At 67.7% G+C, this 15,794-nt stretch carries 15 protein-coding genes; all 15 read left to right on the plus strand.

The features are described from left to right. The first annotated feature begins 26 nt into the window (after positions 1–26). The 15 genes from ACEN9N_RS07390 to ACEN9N_RS07460 all read left to right on the plus strand — a co-directional run bounded on the left by ACEN9N_RS07390 (position 27) and on the right by ACEN9N_RS07460 (position 15,207). The gene (locus tag ACEN9N_RS07390; RefSeq protein ID WP_007834755.1) at positions 27–572 is read left to right on the plus strand and encodes a cupin domain-containing protein; all 546 of its coding nucleotides are present in this window, start codon (positions 27–29) and stop codon (positions 570–572) included. 11 nt (positions 573–583) lie between these two features. Next, complete coding sequence (locus tag ACEN9N_RS07395; RefSeq protein WP_495655770.1) at positions 584–1,435, plus strand: alpha/beta fold hydrolase; 852 nt, start codon at positions 584–586, stop codon at positions 1,433–1,435. Positions 1,436–1,476: 41 nt separating this feature from the next. After that, positions 1,477–2,313, plus strand: a complete 837-nt coding sequence (locus ACEN9N_RS07400) for an IclR family transcriptional regulator (RefSeq protein WP_007834759.1) — start codon at positions 1,477–1,479, stop codon at positions 2,311–2,313. Positions 2,314–2,318: 5 nt separating this feature from the next. Beyond that, positions 2,319–3,152 (plus strand): SDR family oxidoreductase, encoded by an 834-nt coding sequence (locus tag ACEN9N_RS07405; protein WP_413312060.1) that lies wholly within the window; start codon positions 2,319–2,321, stop codon positions 3,150–3,152. Continuing rightward, positions 3,145–4,842, plus strand: a complete 1,698-nt coding sequence (locus ACEN9N_RS07410; protein WP_495655771.1) for a thiamine pyrophosphate-binding protein — start codon at positions 3,145–3,147, stop codon at positions 4,840–4,842. Before ACEN9N_RS07405 ends, ACEN9N_RS07410 begins: the two co-directional genes overlap by 8 nt. 14 nt (positions 4,843–4,856) lie before the next feature. Continuing rightward, positions 4,857–5,654, plus strand: a complete 798-nt coding sequence (locus ACEN9N_RS07415) for an aspartate dehydrogenase (RefSeq protein ID WP_495655772.1) — start codon at positions 4,857–4,859, stop codon at positions 5,652–5,654. Between the two features lie 8 nt (positions 5,655–5,662). Continuing rightward, positions 5,663–7,141, plus strand: coding sequence for an aldehyde dehydrogenase (locus tag ACEN9N_RS07420; protein ID WP_007834765.1), 1,479 nt, complete (start codon positions 5,663–5,665; stop codon positions 7,139–7,141). Beyond that, positions 7,138–8,109 (plus strand): VOC family protein, encoded by a 972-nt coding sequence (locus ACEN9N_RS07425; protein WP_495655773.1) that lies wholly within the window; start codon positions 7,138–7,140, stop codon positions 8,107–8,109. Before ACEN9N_RS07420 ends, ACEN9N_RS07425 begins: the two co-directional genes overlap by 4 nt. Positions 8,110–8,239: 130 nt before the next feature. Beyond that, positions 8,240–9,184, plus strand: a complete 945-nt coding sequence (locus ACEN9N_RS07430; RefSeq protein WP_413312054.1) for a Bug family tripartite tricarboxylate transporter substrate binding protein — start codon at positions 8,240–8,242, stop codon at positions 9,182–9,184. A gap of 31 nt (positions 9,185–9,215) precedes the next feature. Further along, entirely contained in the window at positions 9,216–10,379 is a 1,164-nt protein-coding gene (locus ACEN9N_RS07435; RefSeq protein WP_413312053.1) for an FAD-dependent monooxygenase, read from the plus strand. Between the two features lie 31 nt (positions 10,380–10,410). After that, a complete protein-coding gene (locus ACEN9N_RS07440) occupies positions 10,411–10,632 on the plus strand; it encodes a recombinase-like helix-turn-helix domain-containing protein (protein WP_007834985.1) in 222 nt (73 codons plus the stop codon). A 28-nt stretch (positions 10,633–10,660) separates the two neighbouring features. Then, positions 10,661–11,704, plus strand: coding sequence for a Rieske 2Fe-2S domain-containing protein (locus ACEN9N_RS07445; RefSeq protein ID WP_495655774.1), 1,044 nt, complete (start codon positions 10,661–10,663; stop codon positions 11,702–11,704). Positions 11,705–11,723: 19 nt separating this feature from the next. Next, a complete protein-coding gene (locus ACEN9N_RS07450) occupies positions 11,724–12,692 on the plus strand; it encodes a PDR/VanB family oxidoreductase (protein ID WP_495655775.1) in 969 nt (322 codons plus the stop codon). A gap of 49 nt (positions 12,693–12,741) precedes the next feature. After that, positions 12,742–13,848 carry a porin gene (locus tag ACEN9N_RS07455; RefSeq protein WP_495655776.1) on the plus strand — a complete coding sequence of 369 codons (1,107 nt, stop codon included), beginning with the start codon at positions 12,742–12,744 and terminating at the stop codon, positions 13,846–13,848. Between the two features lie 42 nt (positions 13,849–13,890). Continuing rightward, entirely contained in the window at positions 13,891–15,207 is a 1,317-nt protein-coding gene (locus ACEN9N_RS07460; RefSeq protein ID WP_495655777.1) for an MFS transporter, read from the plus strand. The last annotated feature ends 587 nt before the right edge of the window (positions 15,208–15,794 follow it).

The following is a 15,794-nucleotide window of genomic DNA, read 5'->3' on the forward strand; positions in this document are numbered from 1 at the left end:
ATTTTTCCGACCAAGGAGTACACCTGATGAGCGATCTGTCCGAACAGCAAAAGATCACCGATGGCAACAGCAGCCTGGCGCAGCCCGAAGGCGCGAGCCTCGCGGAGTGGATGAACACCCGCATCGCACGCTACGAAACCCGCAAGTACGACTGGGATGCGCTGAAGTTCCAGGCCGACTTCGACCCCAAGTTCCGCCGCGCCCAGATGCGCTACGTGGGCACGGGCGGCACCGGCGTTGCGAAGGACGTCAACACCGTGCCCGCCGAGCACTTCACCTTCTCGACCATGGTGATCCCCGCCGGCCACGAAGGACCGCCGCACCTGCACACCGACGTGGAAGAAGTGTTCTTCCTGATCCGCGGCAAGCTCAAGGTGGTGATCGAGAAAGACGGCGAGCGCTTCGAGACCATCATGACCGACCGTGACCTGATCTCGGTGCCGCCCGGCGTGTACCGCGAGGAGATCAACATCGGCGACGAAGACGCGCTGATGTGCGTGATGCTCGGCGCGAAGAAGCCGGTCACGCCGACGTACCCTGCCGATCACCCGCTGGCCAAGATCAAGCGCTGAGCGAGCCGGCCATGAACGACGCCATCGCTTCCGACCTGCCAGCCTCCGAGCTGGCCCGGCTCGACGCCCGCTTTCCGGCCCGCCATGTGGCCGTGGGCGGCGGTGCCGTCGTGTCGGTGCGCGAATGCGGTCAGGGCCCGGTGGTCGTGTGCCTGCACGGCATCGGCTCGGGTGCGGCGTCGTGGCTCGACACCGCCGCGCTGCTGGCGTCGCAGGCCCGCCTGATCGCGTGGGACGCGCCGGGCTACGGCGAATCGACGCCGCTCGAAGCCACCGCACCGACTGCCGCCGACTACGCGGCGCGGCTGAGCGCCCTGCTGGACGCACTCGCCATCGATTCGTGCGTACTCGTCGGCCATTCGCTGGGCGCAATCACCGCCGCATCGGCCGCACGCGGCGACAAGCGCATCCGCCGCCTCGTGCTCGTCAGCCCCGCCATCGGCTATGGCGCGCCGTCCCGCGCGGAAGCCCGCGCCAAGGTCCGCACCGAACGCCTCGCCACACTCGACGAACTCGGCATCGCCGGCATGGCCGCGAAGCGTGCGGGCCGGCTCGTGTCCGACAAGGCGAGCGACCACGCCCGCCGGTGGGTGCGCTGGAACATGGCCCGCCTCAACGACCATGGCTACCGCCAGGCCGTCGAGCTGCTGTGCAACGCCGACCTGCTGGCCGACCTGCCGCCGCCGATGCCGGTGCGCGTGGCCTGCGGCGCGCTCGACGTGGTCACGCCGCCGGCGTCGTGCGCCGAGGTCGCGCGCCAGTGCGGCGTGACGCTCGAATTGTTGGACGATGCGGGGCACGCCGGCTATGTGGAGCAACCGCAGGCCGTTGCCACGCTGCTGCGCGAATCGCTCGCCGGTTGACCGCAATACACACAGACAAGAAATTCAAGGAAAGAACAGGCATGGCCACCAACGACAACGAGGCGATGGAAGAGGGCGCCGACCGCTACAACGTGCCGGCGCTGGAGCGCGGCCTGCGCCTGCTGTGCGAGTTCAGCCGCGAGAGCCGCACGCTCTCCGCCCCCGAACTGGCCCGCCGCTTCGACCTCCCGCGCTCGACCGTGTTCCGCCTACTCACCACGCTGGAGAACATGGGCTTTCTGGAACGCGCCGAGGGCGGGCGCGACTATCGCCTGGGCCTGGCCGTGCTGCGCCTGGGCTTCGAATACCTCGCGTCGCTGGAACTCACGCAACTCGGCACGCCGCTGCTCAACCGCCTGTGCGACGAACTGCGCACGCCCTGCAACCTGGTGGTGCGCGACGGCCGCTCCATCGTCTACGTGGCCAAGGTCGCGCCGCCTACGCCTTTCGCCAGCTCGGTGACGGTGGGCACGCGGCTGCCGGCCCATGCCACGGTGCTCGGCCGCATCCTGCTCGAAGACCTCACGCTGCCGCAGCTGCGCGCGCTCTACCCCGAGGACAAGCTCGAAACCTTCTCGCCGAGCACGCCCAAGACCGTGAACGAACTCTTCGACATGGTGCAGGCCGACCGCCAGCGCGGCTATGTGCTGGGCGAGGGCTTCTTCGAATCGAACATCTCCAGCATCGCCGCACCGGTGCGCGACCACAGCGGCCACATCGTGGCGGCGCTGGGAGCCACCGTCACCTCGGACCACATCGACGAGAGCCGCATGGACGAGATGGTGCTGCGCGTGCGCGGCACGGCCGACGAGATCTCGGGCCTGCTGAACTATTCGCCCGCGCGCGCTGCAAAAGTGGTGCCGCTTCGCAGCGCATGACGATCATGAAGACGCATTCTTCTTCCCTCCTTGCCGCCGACGCATTGGCCGGGCGCGTGGCCGTGGTCACGGGCGGCTCGTCGGGCATCGGCCTCGCGACCGTCGAGCTGCTGCTCGGCTGCGGTGCGGCCGTTGCGCTGTGTGGCCGCAACGCCGAACGGCTCGACGCGGCCGTGGCCGGCCTGCGCAAGCAGCACCCGGACGCGAAGCTCTTCGCGCAGGCCTGCGACGTGCTCGACGCCAAATCGGTCAAGGCATTTGCCGCCGCCAGCGAAGCCGCGCTCGGGCCGGCCTCGATGCTCGTCAACAACGCAGGGCAGGGCCGCGTCTCCACCTTCGCCGACACCGACGATGCGGCCTGGACCGAAGAGCTCAACCTGAAGTTCTTCTCCGTCATCAATCCCACGCGTGCCTTCCTGCCGCAGCTCGAGGCGCAGCGCGCGGTGCTGGGCGACGCCTCCATCGTCTGCGCGAACTCGCTGCTCGCGCGCCAGCCCGAGCCGCACATGGTCGCGACCTCGGCCGCGCGCGCCGGCCTGCTGAACCTCGTGCGCTCGATGGCCACCGAGTTCGCGCCGCAGGGCGTGCGCGTCAACGGCATCCTGATCGGCCTCGTCGAGTCCGGCCAGTGGCGCCGCCGCTTCGAGGCGCGCGAAGACAAGTCGCAGGACTGGGCCGCCTGGAGCGGCCAACTCGCGAAGAACAAACACATCCCGCTGGGTCGCCTGGGGCTTCCGACCGAAGCCGCGCGCGCGATCCTTTTTCTTGCTTCGCCCCTCGCGTCGTACACGACGGGCAGCCACATCGACATTTCCGGAGGCCTTTCGCGCCATGCATAACCCCAACAAAACCGTCACGGTCGGCGCAGTCGTTGCCGCCTTCCTCGAGCAGTGCGGCGTCAAGGCTGCCTTTGGCGTGATCTCGATCCACAACATGCCGATCCTCGATGCCTTCGCGCAGCGCGGCACGATCCGCTTCATCTCGGCGCGGGGCGAGGCGGGCGCGGGCAACATGGCCGATGCCTATGCGCGCTCCACCGCCAGCCTGGGCGTGTGCATCACCAGCACGGGCCCGGCCGCGGGCAACATCGCGGGCAGCATGGTCGAGGCACTGACGGCGGGTGCGCCGCTCCTGCACATCACCGGGCAGATCGAGACGCCGTACCTGGACAAGGGCATGTCGTACATCCACGAGGCGCCCGACCAGCTCACCATGCTCAAGGCCGTGTCGAAGGCCGCGCTGCGTGTGCGCAGCGTCGAGACGGTGCTCGGCACGCTCAAGCGCGCGGTGCAGCTCGCGCTGACCGCACCCACCGGTCCGGTCAGTGTGGAGATTCCGATCGACATCCAGTCGGCGCTGACGACCATGCCGGCCGACCTGTCGCCGCTGCCCATCGAGCGGCCGGTGCCCTCGGCCGCCGCGCTCGACGCGCTGGCCGCGCGCCTCGTCGTTGCCAAGCGCCCGATGCTGTGGGTCGGCGGCGGTGCACGCCACGCCCGCGCCGCCATCCAGCGCCTGCAGAAGCTGGGCTTCGGCGTCGTCACCACGACGCAGGGCCGCGGCACGGTACCCGAGGACGATGCCGGCTCGCTCGGCGCCTACAACATCCAGAAGCCGGTCGAGGCCCTCTACCAGACCTGCGATGCGATGCTCGTGGTCGGTTCGCGCCTGCGCGGCAATGAGACGCTGAAGTACGAACTGAAGCTGCCGCATCCGCTGTACCGCATCGACGCCGATGCCGCCGCCGAGGGCCGCTGCTACGCGTCCGAGGCCTTCGTCTGCGGCGATTCCGCGCTGGCCCTCGACGGCCTGGCCGACCGCCTCGAAGCCGCCAAGTACAAGGCCGACCCGCAGCTGCTGGTCGACCTGCGCACCGCGCACGACCAGGCGGTCGCCACGCTGCGCGACGGCCTCGGCCCGTACGCCGAACTCGTGCGCCAGATCCAATCGGTGGCCGGCCGCAAGTTCAACTGGGTGCGCGACGTCACCGTTTCCAACAGCACCTGGGGCAACCGCGAACTGCGCGTCTTCGAACCCAGCGCCGGCGTGCATGCCACGGGTGGCGGCATCGGCCAGGGGATGCCCATGGCCATCGGCGCGGCCATCGGCGCGGCGGTGACGGGCTCGGGCCGCAAGACCTTCTGCCTGGCCGGCGACGGCGGCTTCATCCTGAACCTGGGTGAACTGGCCTGCATGGTGCAGGAGAAGGCGCCCATGGTGATCGTGCTCATGAACGACAAGAGCTACGGCGTCATCAAGAACATCCAGGACGCCCAGTACGGCGGCCGCCAGTGCTATGCCGAGCTGCACACGCCCGACTACGACCTGCTGTGCAAGTCGATCGCGCTGCCGCACGCGCGCGTGCAGGACCTTGCCGATCTGCCGGTCCGCCTGGACGAGGCGCTGGCCGCCAACGGCCCGTTCCTGCTGGAGATCGACATGCTGTCGATCGGCGGTTTCAAGACCACCTTCGCCGGCCCGCCGACCAACACGGTCACGCAGATTCCTGCGCTCGGCGCGGCCAAGTGAGCGGAGCCTTTCCCATGCCCGCCATCACGCGCATTGCACTCATCGGCTGCGGAGCCATCGGCACCTCGGTGCTCGAACTGCTCCGGGGCGATCCGGCCCTCGAGGTTGTGGCCATCGTCGTTCCCGCGGAGGGCGTCGCCGCCGCGCGGAAGGCCGCGCCCGACGCACAGGTGGGCAGCGCCGTGCCCGCCGCCGGCATCGACCTTGTGGTCGAGACGGCCGGCCATGCCGCCATCGAAGAGCACGTGCTGCCTGCGCTGGCACGCGGCACGCCCTGCGTGGTGGCGTCTGTGGGCGCGCTGTCGGCCACAGGCTTCGCCGAGAAGCTCGAGGCCGCCGCCATTACCGGCAACACGCAGGTGCAGCTGATTCCCGGTGCCATCGGCGCCATCGACGCGCTCGCCGCGGCCCGCATCGGCGGCCTCGACAGCGTGCGCTACACCGGCCGCAAGCCGCCGCAGGCCTGGAAGGGCACGCCGGCCGAGCAGGGCTGCGACCTCGACAGGCTGGCGCAGGAAACCGTGATCTTCGAAGGTAGTGCGCGCGAAGCGGCCCTGCTGTTTCCGAAGAACGCCAACGTCGCGGCCACCGTCTCGCTCGCGGGGCTCGGCCTGGACAAGACGCTGGTGCGCCTCATTGCGGACCCTGCCACCACCGAGAACGTGCACACCGTCGAAGCCGAAGGCGCCTTCGGCAGCTTCGAGCTGACCATGCGCAACAAGCCGCTCGCGGCCAATCCCAAGACCTCGGCGCTGACCGTGTACAGCGCCGTGCGCGCGCTGCGCAACCGCGTTGCCGCGCTCGCCATCTGAGTCACCCCATGATTTCTTCCGAACTTCTCCCGATCTGCATCGCCGGCGAATGGCGCCTGGGCGGCGGCGACGTGTACGAGAGCCTTTATCCGGCCACCGGCGAACCCATCGCACGCCTGAAGGCCGCGAGCCTCGCCGATGTCGAGGAGGCCATCACCCGTGCCGACCACGCGTTCCGCACCAGTGGCTGGGCCCAGCGCCTGCCGCACGAGCGCGCCGCCGTGCTGCACCGCGTGGCGCAGCTGATCCGCGAAGAGGGCGAGTCGCTCGCGCAGAAGCAGCGCCTGGACAACGGCAAGCCGATCAGCGAAACGCGCAACCTCGTGGCCAGTGCCGCGGGCACCTTCCAGTTCTTCGCGGCAGCGCTCGAGACGCTGGAAGAAACCATCACCCCTTCGCGCGGCGCCTTCGTCACGATGAGCGTGCACGAGCCGATGGGTGTGGTTGCGGCCATCACGCCGTGGAACTCGCCCATTGCGAGCGAAGCCCAGAAGCTCGCGCCCGCGCTCGCAGCCGGCAACGCGGTGGTCGTGAAGCCCGCCGAAGTCACGCCGCTGATGGCGCTGGAGCTGGCGCGCATCTGCGAGCAGGCCGGCGTGCCGAAAGGCATCGTGAGCGTGCTGCCGGGCAGGGGCTCGGTCATCGGCGATGCGATCACCAAGCATCCGCTGGTCAAGCGCGTGTCGTTCACGGGTGGCACCACCACCGGCAAGCACATCGCGCACATCGCGGCCGACAAGATGATGCCGGTGTCGCTGGAGTTGGGCGGCAAGTCGCCCACCATGGTGCTCGACGACGCAGACCTCGACCATGCGGTGAACGGCGTGCTCTACGGCATCTTCAGTTCGTCGGGCGAGTCGTGCATCGCGGGTTCGCGCCTGTTCGTGGCGCGCGGCATCTACGACGAGTTCCTCACGCGGCTGGCCGAAGGCGCCAATGCATTGCGCGTGGGCGATCCGGCCTCGGAGCGCACGCAGATGGGGCCGCTCATCACGGCGAAGCACCGCGAGGGCATCGAGCGCTATGTGGATCTGGGCGTGTCCGAAGGCGGGCGCATCCGCACCGGTGGTGTCCGGCCCCATGGCGACGTCTACGACAACGGCTACTTCTACAAGCCGACCATCATCGAGGGCCTCGACAACAGTGCGCGCATCAGCCAGGAAGAGATCTTCGGCCCGGTGCTCGTCGCGATGCCCTTCGACAACGAGGAAGAGCTGATCGCGCAGGCCAACGACAGCGTCTACGCGCTGGCCGCCGGCGTCTGGAGCCGCGACTTCAAGCGCGCCTGGAAGCTCGGCCGCGCGGTGCAGGCCGGCACGGTCTGGGTCAACACCTACAAGCAGTTCTCCGTGTCCACGCCGTTCGGCGGCTGGCGCGACAGCGGCCTGGGCCGAGAGAAGGGCCGCGAAGGCATCTTCCAGTACATGGAGCAGAAGAGCATGTACTGGGGCACGAACGAACAACCCTTGTCGTGGGCACTGACATGAGCGTACTTGGCATCGACCAGATCACCTACGGGGCGGACGACCTGCCCGCCTGCCGCCAGTTCTTCCAGGACTGGGGCCTTGCATTGAAGTCGGAGGCCGCCGACGAACTCGTCTTCGAGTGTCTCAATGGCTGCAAAGTCGTCGTTGCGGCGTTGGACAAGCCCGGCCTGCCGCCCGCGATGGAAGAGGGCCCGACGCTGCGCGAAGTGGTGTGGGGCGTGGAGAGCGACGCCGACCTGGACCGCTACGCCGCCGCCATCGCGCAGGACCCGGCCTTCACCGACAGCACCGTCGACGGCGCACGCCGCATCGGCTGCATCGACCCCAACGGCCTCGCCGTGCGCCTGCAGGTCAGCCGCAAGCATGCCGTCGACGTCGAATGCGGCGCCATGAACACCTGGAACGCCAAGCCGCGCATCAACCAGGCCGCACCCATCTACGAACGCGCGACGCCCATCGAGGTCGGCCACGTCGTGTTCTTCGTGAGCGACGTGAAGGCCGCCAGCGCGTTCTATGCGCAGCGTTTCGGCTTCGTCTCGTCCGACAGCTATCCAAACCGCGGCGCCTTCATGCGCTGCGCGGCGGAGGGTGGCCACCACGACCTGTTCCTGCTGCAGATTCCTTCGGGCAAGCGCGGGCTCAACCACGTGGCCTTTACCGTGCGCGACATCCACGAGGTGTTCGGCGGCGGCCTGCATTTCTCGCGCCGCGGCTGGGAAACCCAGCTCGGCCCGGGCCGTCACCCGGTGTCTTCGGCGTACTTCTGGTACTTCAAGAACCCGGCCGGCGGATTGATCGAGTACTACGCCGACGAAGACCAGCTCACCGCCGACTGGCAGCCGCGCGAATTCGAGCCCGGCCCCACGGTGTTCGCCGAATGGGCGGTCGATGGCGGCCTCGACGGCAACACGCGGCGCCAGAAGAACGCGGATGGCCCCAAAGGTGCCTTTCTCACCGAGAAGAAATAGACCTATGCTCACCCCCAGTCTTCGCGCACTTCGTGTCGCTTCGCCAACCCCCTTCCAGGGGGCAACACCAGCGGCCCGGCAAAGCCGGTTCCACGGTGTTTCACGAACATGCTTCGCTGCGCTCGCAACGATGGCTTTCTGTGTTGCTGCTTTTGCCCAGAGCGATGCGCAGAAGCAGCTGTCAAGCGAGCGCTTCACCATCGTCTCGCCGTTCCCGCCCGGCGGTCCGGTCGACACGCTGGCGCGCGTTCTCTCCGACGGTCTCGCCAAGCGCTACGGCCAGGCGGCGGTGGTCGAGAACGTCGTCGGCGCGGCCGGCAACATCGGCATCGACAAGGTCAAGCGTGCGAGGGGCGACGGCCACACGCTGCTCGTGGTGCCCGCAGGCAATCTCACGATCAATCCGACGCTGATGCCGAACTTTCCGTTCGACATCGAGAAGGACTTCGTGCCCATCACCATGCTCGCCAAGGCGCCCAACGTGCTGGTGGCGTCGCCCTCGTCGGGCATCAAGAGCGCGAAGGAACTGGTTGCGCTGGCCAAGGCAAAGCCGAACACGCTGTCGTACGCCTCGCCGGGCGTGGGCAGCGGCCTGCACCTGGCGGGCGAGCTGTTCAAGCAGCAGGCCGGCATCGATCTGCTGCACGTGCCTTACAAGGGCACGGCGCCCGCGCTGAACGACGTGCTCGGCGGCTCGGTGCCGCTGATGTTCAGCAACCTGCCCGCGACCATGCCCTTCATCAAGAACGGCAAGCTCGTCGCATTGGGCGTGACCGAGGCCAAGCGCAGCGCCGCCGCACCCGACATCCCGACGCTCGCGGAGCAGGGCATCCAGGGCGTGACCGTGACCTCGTGGTACGGCCTGCTGGCGCCCAAGGGCACGCCGCCGGCCGTGGTCGAGCAGCTTGCGAAGGACGCGGCGCAGATGCTGGCCCAGCCCGATGTGCGCGAGCGCCTGAAGGTGCAGGGCATGACCGACGCGGCGATGAAGCCTTCCGAGTTCTCTGCGCTCATCCGCGACGAGACAGCCGTATGGGCCAAGATCATCAAGGCCCGCAACATCGTGGCCGAGTGAGCCGCACGCAAGAACCAAAGCGGAGACACCCATGAAGACAACAAGCGAATCCACCATCGGCATCGTCGGTGCCGGCATCGGTGGCCTGGTGGCTGCCATCGCGCTGCGGCGCGCCGGGCATGACGTGGTGGTGTTCGAGCAGGCGAAGCAGTTCGCCCGCGTCGGCGCCGACATCAACCTCACACCCAACGCCGTGCGCGCGCTCGATGGCCTCGGCGTGGGCGAGGCGGCCCGCGTGACGGCGGCGCGCCCGTCGCACCGCATCAGCCGCACCTTCGACACCGGCGAGGAAACTTCGCGCCTGGAGATGGCCGATTCGGCGGAGCAACGCTACGGCGCGCCGCAGCTCACCATCCACCGCGCCGACCTGCTGGCCGCATTGGCCGACATGTTTCCGGCCGAGTGCGTGGCCCTCGGCAAGCGCGCGGAGAAGATCGCCGCGGATGACAAGGGCGTGAGCCTCTCGTTCGCCGACGGGACCAGCGCCCGTGTCGGCGTGCTGCTCGGCGCCGACGGCATCCACTCGTGCGTGCGCACCGCCATGTTCGGTGCCGAGAGCCCGCGCTTCACCGGCATCGTCGCCTACCGCGCCGTGGTGCCGGCCGAGCGCGTGGCCGGCGTGCCGAACCTCGGCGCCTTCACCAAGTGGTGGGGCCCGACCCCGCAGAGCCAGATCGTCACGTTCCCGCTGAACCGGGGCAGGGACATCTTCATCTTCGCGACCACGCCGCAAGACACCTGGCATCTCGAATCGTGGACCGCGCCCGGCAGCGTGGATGAGCTGCGGGAGCAATACGTGGCCTACCACCCCGAGGCGCGCGCCTTGCTCGACGCCTGCGACACGGTGCTGAAGACTGCGCTGTACGAACGCGACCCGATGCCCGCCTGGGCGCAAGGCCGCATGGCGCTGCTGGGCGATGCCGCGCACCCGATGCTGCCCTTCATGGCGCAGGGCGCCGGCATGGCCATCGAAGACGCGGTGGTGCTGTCGCGTCATCTCGAAGGCGTGGCCATGGCCGACGTTCCGGCCGCGTTGAAGAGCTTCGAGACCGCCCGCATCGAGCGAGCCAGCCAGGTGCAGCTCGGTTCGCGTGGCAACAACTGGCTGCGCGAAGGCGGCAACGCCGACTGGGTCTACGGCTACGACGCCTGGACTGCACCTCTCGGCACGCCTGCGATGGCCGCCACCGCCTGATTCATTCCACCTCACTCCACGGAGGCACACGATGCAACAAGACCGCTATCTCCAACCGCACCAGGCGCGCCAGCGCCCCGCGACCACCTACGAAGACCTGCTGGGCGACGTGATCGAACGCGCCTTTGCCGACGGCATCCACGACCTTGGCGGGCTGGTGCAGCGCCTGAACGACAGCGGCCTTGCCACGCCCGGCGGCCAGCCGTGGACCGAGGCGCTGTACCGCAAGGAAATGGCCGCGCTCGGCGCCTGAGCAGAGAGACAGAGAGAGAGACATCACCATGACCATCGCCATCACCCCCGTCTCCGCCGACCCGGTGGACCACCTGCTCGAGATCGGCCTGAAGGATCTCTGGTACCCGATCTGCCCCTCGCATTTCATCAAGGAGAACCCCATCTCTCTGCGCCGCCTCGGCCGCAAGCTCGCGCTGTGGCGCGACAACGAAGGCGTGCTGCATGCGCTGGAAGACCGCTGCCCGCACCGCGGCGCGCCGCTGTCGCAGGGCGTGGTGCTCGGCGACCGGCTTTCGTGCCCATATCACGGCGTCGAGGTGCGCCACGACGGCGTCGTCACGCGCGTGCCCGGCAGCCCGGGCTGCAATCTGGAAGGCTCGCAGGCCACGCGGCACTTTCATGTGCAGGAGCGTGCAGGCGCCGTGTTCCTCTACAACTCGAAGGAATCGGTCGACGTGCCGCCGCCGCTGGTGCTGCCCGAGCAGCTGACAGATGACGCCGAATACGCGAACTTCCTCTGCTACACCGAATGGAAGGGCGACTACCGCTACGTGCTCGACAACGTGATGGACCCGATGCACGGCACGTACCTGCACAAGCAGTCGCACTCGATGGCCGAGGGCGACTCGAGCGCCAAGTTCGGCATTCGCGCGACCGACATCGGCTTCGTGTTCGAGAAGGAAGGCCAGCGCAACGTCAACTTCGACTGGACCGAATGGGCCGACACCGGCATCCACTGGATGCGCCTCGAAATCCCGTACCCGAAGACCGGCGGCCCTGGCGGCAACTTCATCATCATCGGTGCCTTCTCGCCGATCGCGAAGGGCATGACGGCCACCTTCTTCTGGCGCGTGCGCAAGCTGCCGGCGGGCTGGGAGCGCGACACCTGGCGCTTCCTCTACAAGAATCGCCTGGAGGCGCGCCACTGGCACGTGCTGGAGCAGGACCGCGTGATGCTCGAAGAGATGGAGCCCGACGCCAACCAGCACGAGAACCTGTACCAGCACGACCTGGGCATCGTCCGCCTGCGCCGCCACATGCGCAACCTCGCGGTCGCCCAATTGGCCGAGGCCGAAGCCACTACGGCCTGAACCGCAAGCGAGCATCGCCATGTCTTCTCCCACGCTGAACGCCCTCGTGCACACCATGCGCTACGAGGCCGACGGCATCGTCAGCGTCGAGTTCCGGCCGGCCACACCGGCGGTGGACTTTCCCGCCTTCGAGGCCGGCTCCCACATCGACCTGCACCTGCCCAACGGGCTGGTACGCAGCTACTCGCTGTGCAACCCTTCGAGCGACCGCCAGCGCTACGTGGTCGGCGTGCTCAACGACCGCAAGAGCCGAGGCGGCTCGCGCTACGTGCACCAGCAGCTGCGCGTGGGCATGACGCTGCCCATCTCGGCGCCGCGCAACAACTTCAAGCTGGAAGAGGGCGCCGAGCGCTCGGTGCTGGTGGCAGGCGGCATCGGCGTGACGCCCATCTGGTGCATGCTGCAGCGGCTGGTGGCCATCGGAAAACCTGTCGAGATCCTGTACTGCGCACGCACCCGCAAGGAGGCGGCCTTCTGCGATGCCATCGAAGCGCTGGCGAAGGAAAAGTCGGTACAGCTCGCCTGGCATTTCGACGACGAGAAGGGCGTGCCGCCCGACCTCGCGAAACTGCTGGCCGGCAAGGGCGCGGCCAGCCACTACTACTGCTGCGGCCCGACGCCGATGCTCGACGCTTTCGAGAAAAGCTGCGAGCAACTCGGCTACGCCAACGCGCACATCGAACGCTTTGCCGCCGTGCACGTGGAGGCGCCCAGCGCCACGCAGAGCTGTGTGGTGATGTGTGCAAAGAGCGGCAAGAGTGTCGAGGTGCCTCCGGGCAAATCGATTCTCGACAGCCTGATCGACGCCGGCCTCAACCCCGACCACAGCTGCAAGGAGGGCGTCTGCGGCGCTTGCGAGACCGCTGTGATCGAGGGCGAAATCGATCACCACGACGGCATCCTCACGAAGATCGAACGTGCGTCCAACAAGACCATGATGATCTGCGTCTCTCGCTGCAAGGGCGAGCGGCTGGTGCTGGACATCTGAACAAGGCCACAACCCAAAGACGGCCGAGAAAAACCAACCGAGACATTCAATGAAAAAGTACTTGATCGCGATGGCTGCGGCCACCGCGGCTGGCGCAGCGCTGGCCCAATCTTCCGTCACGCTCTTCGGCGTGGTCGATGCCGCCGTCACCTATACCACGGGCAGCGGCGACGGTTCGGCCCACAAGACGCAGCTGACCAACAGCGGCAACATGTTCAGCCGCCTGGGCTTTCGCGGCACCGAAGACCTGGGCGGCGGCTACTCTGCCAACTTCTGGATGGAGATGGGCCTGCAGAACGACAGCGGGCAGGGCTTTCCGTCGAACTCGAACAACCAGGCCAGCGGCAACGGCACCGCGGGCATCCTGAGCTTCAATCGCCGCTCGACGGTGAGCATTGCGGGCCCCTTCGGCGAAGTGCGGCTGGGGCGCGACTACGTGCCGGCGTTCTGGAACACGGCCATCTTCGATCCCTTCGGCACGGGTGGCGGCATCGGCGCCAACCAGATCTATTTCTCGGGCCTCGGCGGCCTGGTGGCACCCACCGGCACGCGCGCGTCGAACAGCGTCGGCTACTTCCTGCCGGCCAATCTTGGCGGCTTCTACGGGCAGGTGATGTATGCCATGGGCGAGAACGCTTCCAACTCGGTGCTGCCGAACACGCTGGCGTCGAACAAGCACGACGGCGAGCATACCGGCGCGCGCTTCGGCTACCAGAGCGGCGGACTCAACGTGGCCCTGGCCACCGGCCGCACGCGCTACGCGAGCGGCGACCTGCGCGTGACCAACCTCGGCGCGGCCTATACCTTCGATGCCTCGCTCATGAACCTCAAGCTCACGAGCGAGCTGTACAAGGAATCGAAGGGCAGCACCGACGCCAAGGGCGCGCTCATCGGCTTCCATCTGCCCATCGGGCCGGGAGAGATCAAGGCCTCGTATGCACGCTACAAGCTCGAGCCCGCCAACGCGGCGCTCAAGCCCACGTCGTCGAAGCTGGCCATCGGCTATGTGCACAACCTGTCGAAGCGCACGGCGCTGTACGCCACCATCGCGCGCATCAGCAACAAGAACGGTGCATCGCAGGCCCTGGCGGGCGCGATCACCATGCCGAACCGCGCCTCCAGCGGCACCGAGTTCGGCATGCGCCACATGTTCTAGGCGCGCAGGCGCGTCATCACCCTCACACCGGCAGGACAGATCATGCAGAGCAAGAACTTTCGTTGGTACGGCGTCCTCACGCTGTTCGTGATCGTTGCGATCTCCTACGTGGACCGCATCAACATCGCGGTACTGATCACCGATGCCGCGTTCCTGAACCACGTGGGCATCGCCGCCACCGACCGCGTGAGCCAGGGCTTCCTGGCGACGGCCTTCATGCTGGGCTATGGCGTGTCGGCCTTCGTGCTCACGCCGTTCTGCTCGGCCTTGTTCGGGGTGCGGCGCAGCCTGGTCTATGGGCTGGTCCTCTGGGGCGTGGTGACGTGGGCCTCGCCGATGTTGCACAGCTACGGCCTGCTGCTGGCCTCGCGCGTGCTGCTGGGCGTTTCGGAAGGGCCGCTGTTCTCGCTGGCCTCGTCGTACATCAAGGCGCATTTCCGCAGCGACGAGAACGGCAAGCCCAACGCCTTCGTCAACATGGGCACGGGGCTGGGGCTGGCCATCGGTTATCCGCTGGTGGGCTGGCTGCTCACCCGGTTCGCGTGGGACACCTCGTTCCACGTGCTCGGTGTGCTGAACATCGTGCTCGGCATTCCGCTGGTGCTGGCCTTCGTGCGCATGCCGCCCGCGCATGCCGACGGTGTCAAGCCTTCGTCGTTCGGCGAGGCGATGGCGCGCGTGGGCGGCATCGTGAAGGGTGCGCTGCACACGCGGCATCTGTTCCTCATCACGCTGCTGACCTCGGCCGCGCTCGCCTACCTGTGGGGCAGCAGCAACTGGCTGCCGACCTACCTGCGCGAGGCGCGCGGCTTCTCGATGCGCGAGATGGGCTGGCTGGCCTCGCTGCCGCAGTACGCCACCGTGCTCGCGGTGTTCGTGGGCGGCGTGCTGATCGACAAGGTCGGGCGCGAGCGCGTGCCCTTCATCTTCATGGGTGCGAGCGCGGGCGTGGCGCTGTCGGTGCTGATGGCCATCAACGCGAGTGACCCGTATGCGGCAGCGTGCTGCCTCGTGGCGGCCAACTTCTTCTGGGGCCTGCAGAGCCCGGCCATTCCGAGCACGGTGCAGTACTGCTCGCGGCCCGAGCACACGGCCAGTGCGTTCGGCGTGACCAATGGTGCCGGCAGCCTGGTGGCGGGCTTCATGCCGGCGTTGATGGGCGGCGTGATCAGCGCTGTGTCGCATGGTTCGGGCGCATCGGGCGCGGCCGCGGCTTCGGCCGCCTCCGCCTCGGGCTTCTTCGCGGGCTTTGCGCTGCTGATCGGCACGCAGGTGGTGGTGTTCGGCTGCGGCTTCATGCTGTGGCTGCGGGACCGTACGCCACCGGCAGTGGGCGTGTCTCAGTCGCAGGCTTCATAGCTGTTCCGCCGCAGAAATCCGATGCTGTGGCTGCAAGGTCACAGCGAATGCGCGCGGCATACGCGGCAGGCGACGCATGCGATGAACCATCTTCGTACCGCATGGCACACGCGATGTGCGGTGACTCCATTCGGCCTATCGCGCGCGAACATTTTGAGAGGGAAAAGTTCCGCGATCCGTTGAGCGAATGTGTGCGATCAGATAAAACTGAGCGCACACCAATGGACGAGGGAATGCGCGTGAAATCAACGACAAGAGCCGCAGACAGTCTTGCTATCGCCGAGATGGCCCGTGCCGTTTGCACTTCGCGCAAACGCACCGCTCCCTTATCTGAGCGCTGAACGCAAGCCTTCGCGCTACAAGCCCGCGTTCGCATCCCACCACCCCGCGTCTCGACGGGAATGGAGCCTCTTACGCCCCGCATCCTGGGACCACCGCTTTTTGCGCGGTGTGCCTTTGCATGACTGTGTGGTCCTGACGAACGTAAGCGTTCGCCGGGAGGGCATCGTGTTGCCCTTTTCTTTCAGATAACCCCGTTGTTCATCTCATCACCGCGCGCGTCACGCGCATCGCCGGCTATCCGCCGG

The sequence above is a fragment of the Variovorax sp. Varisp46 genome (genome assembly GCF_059491885.1).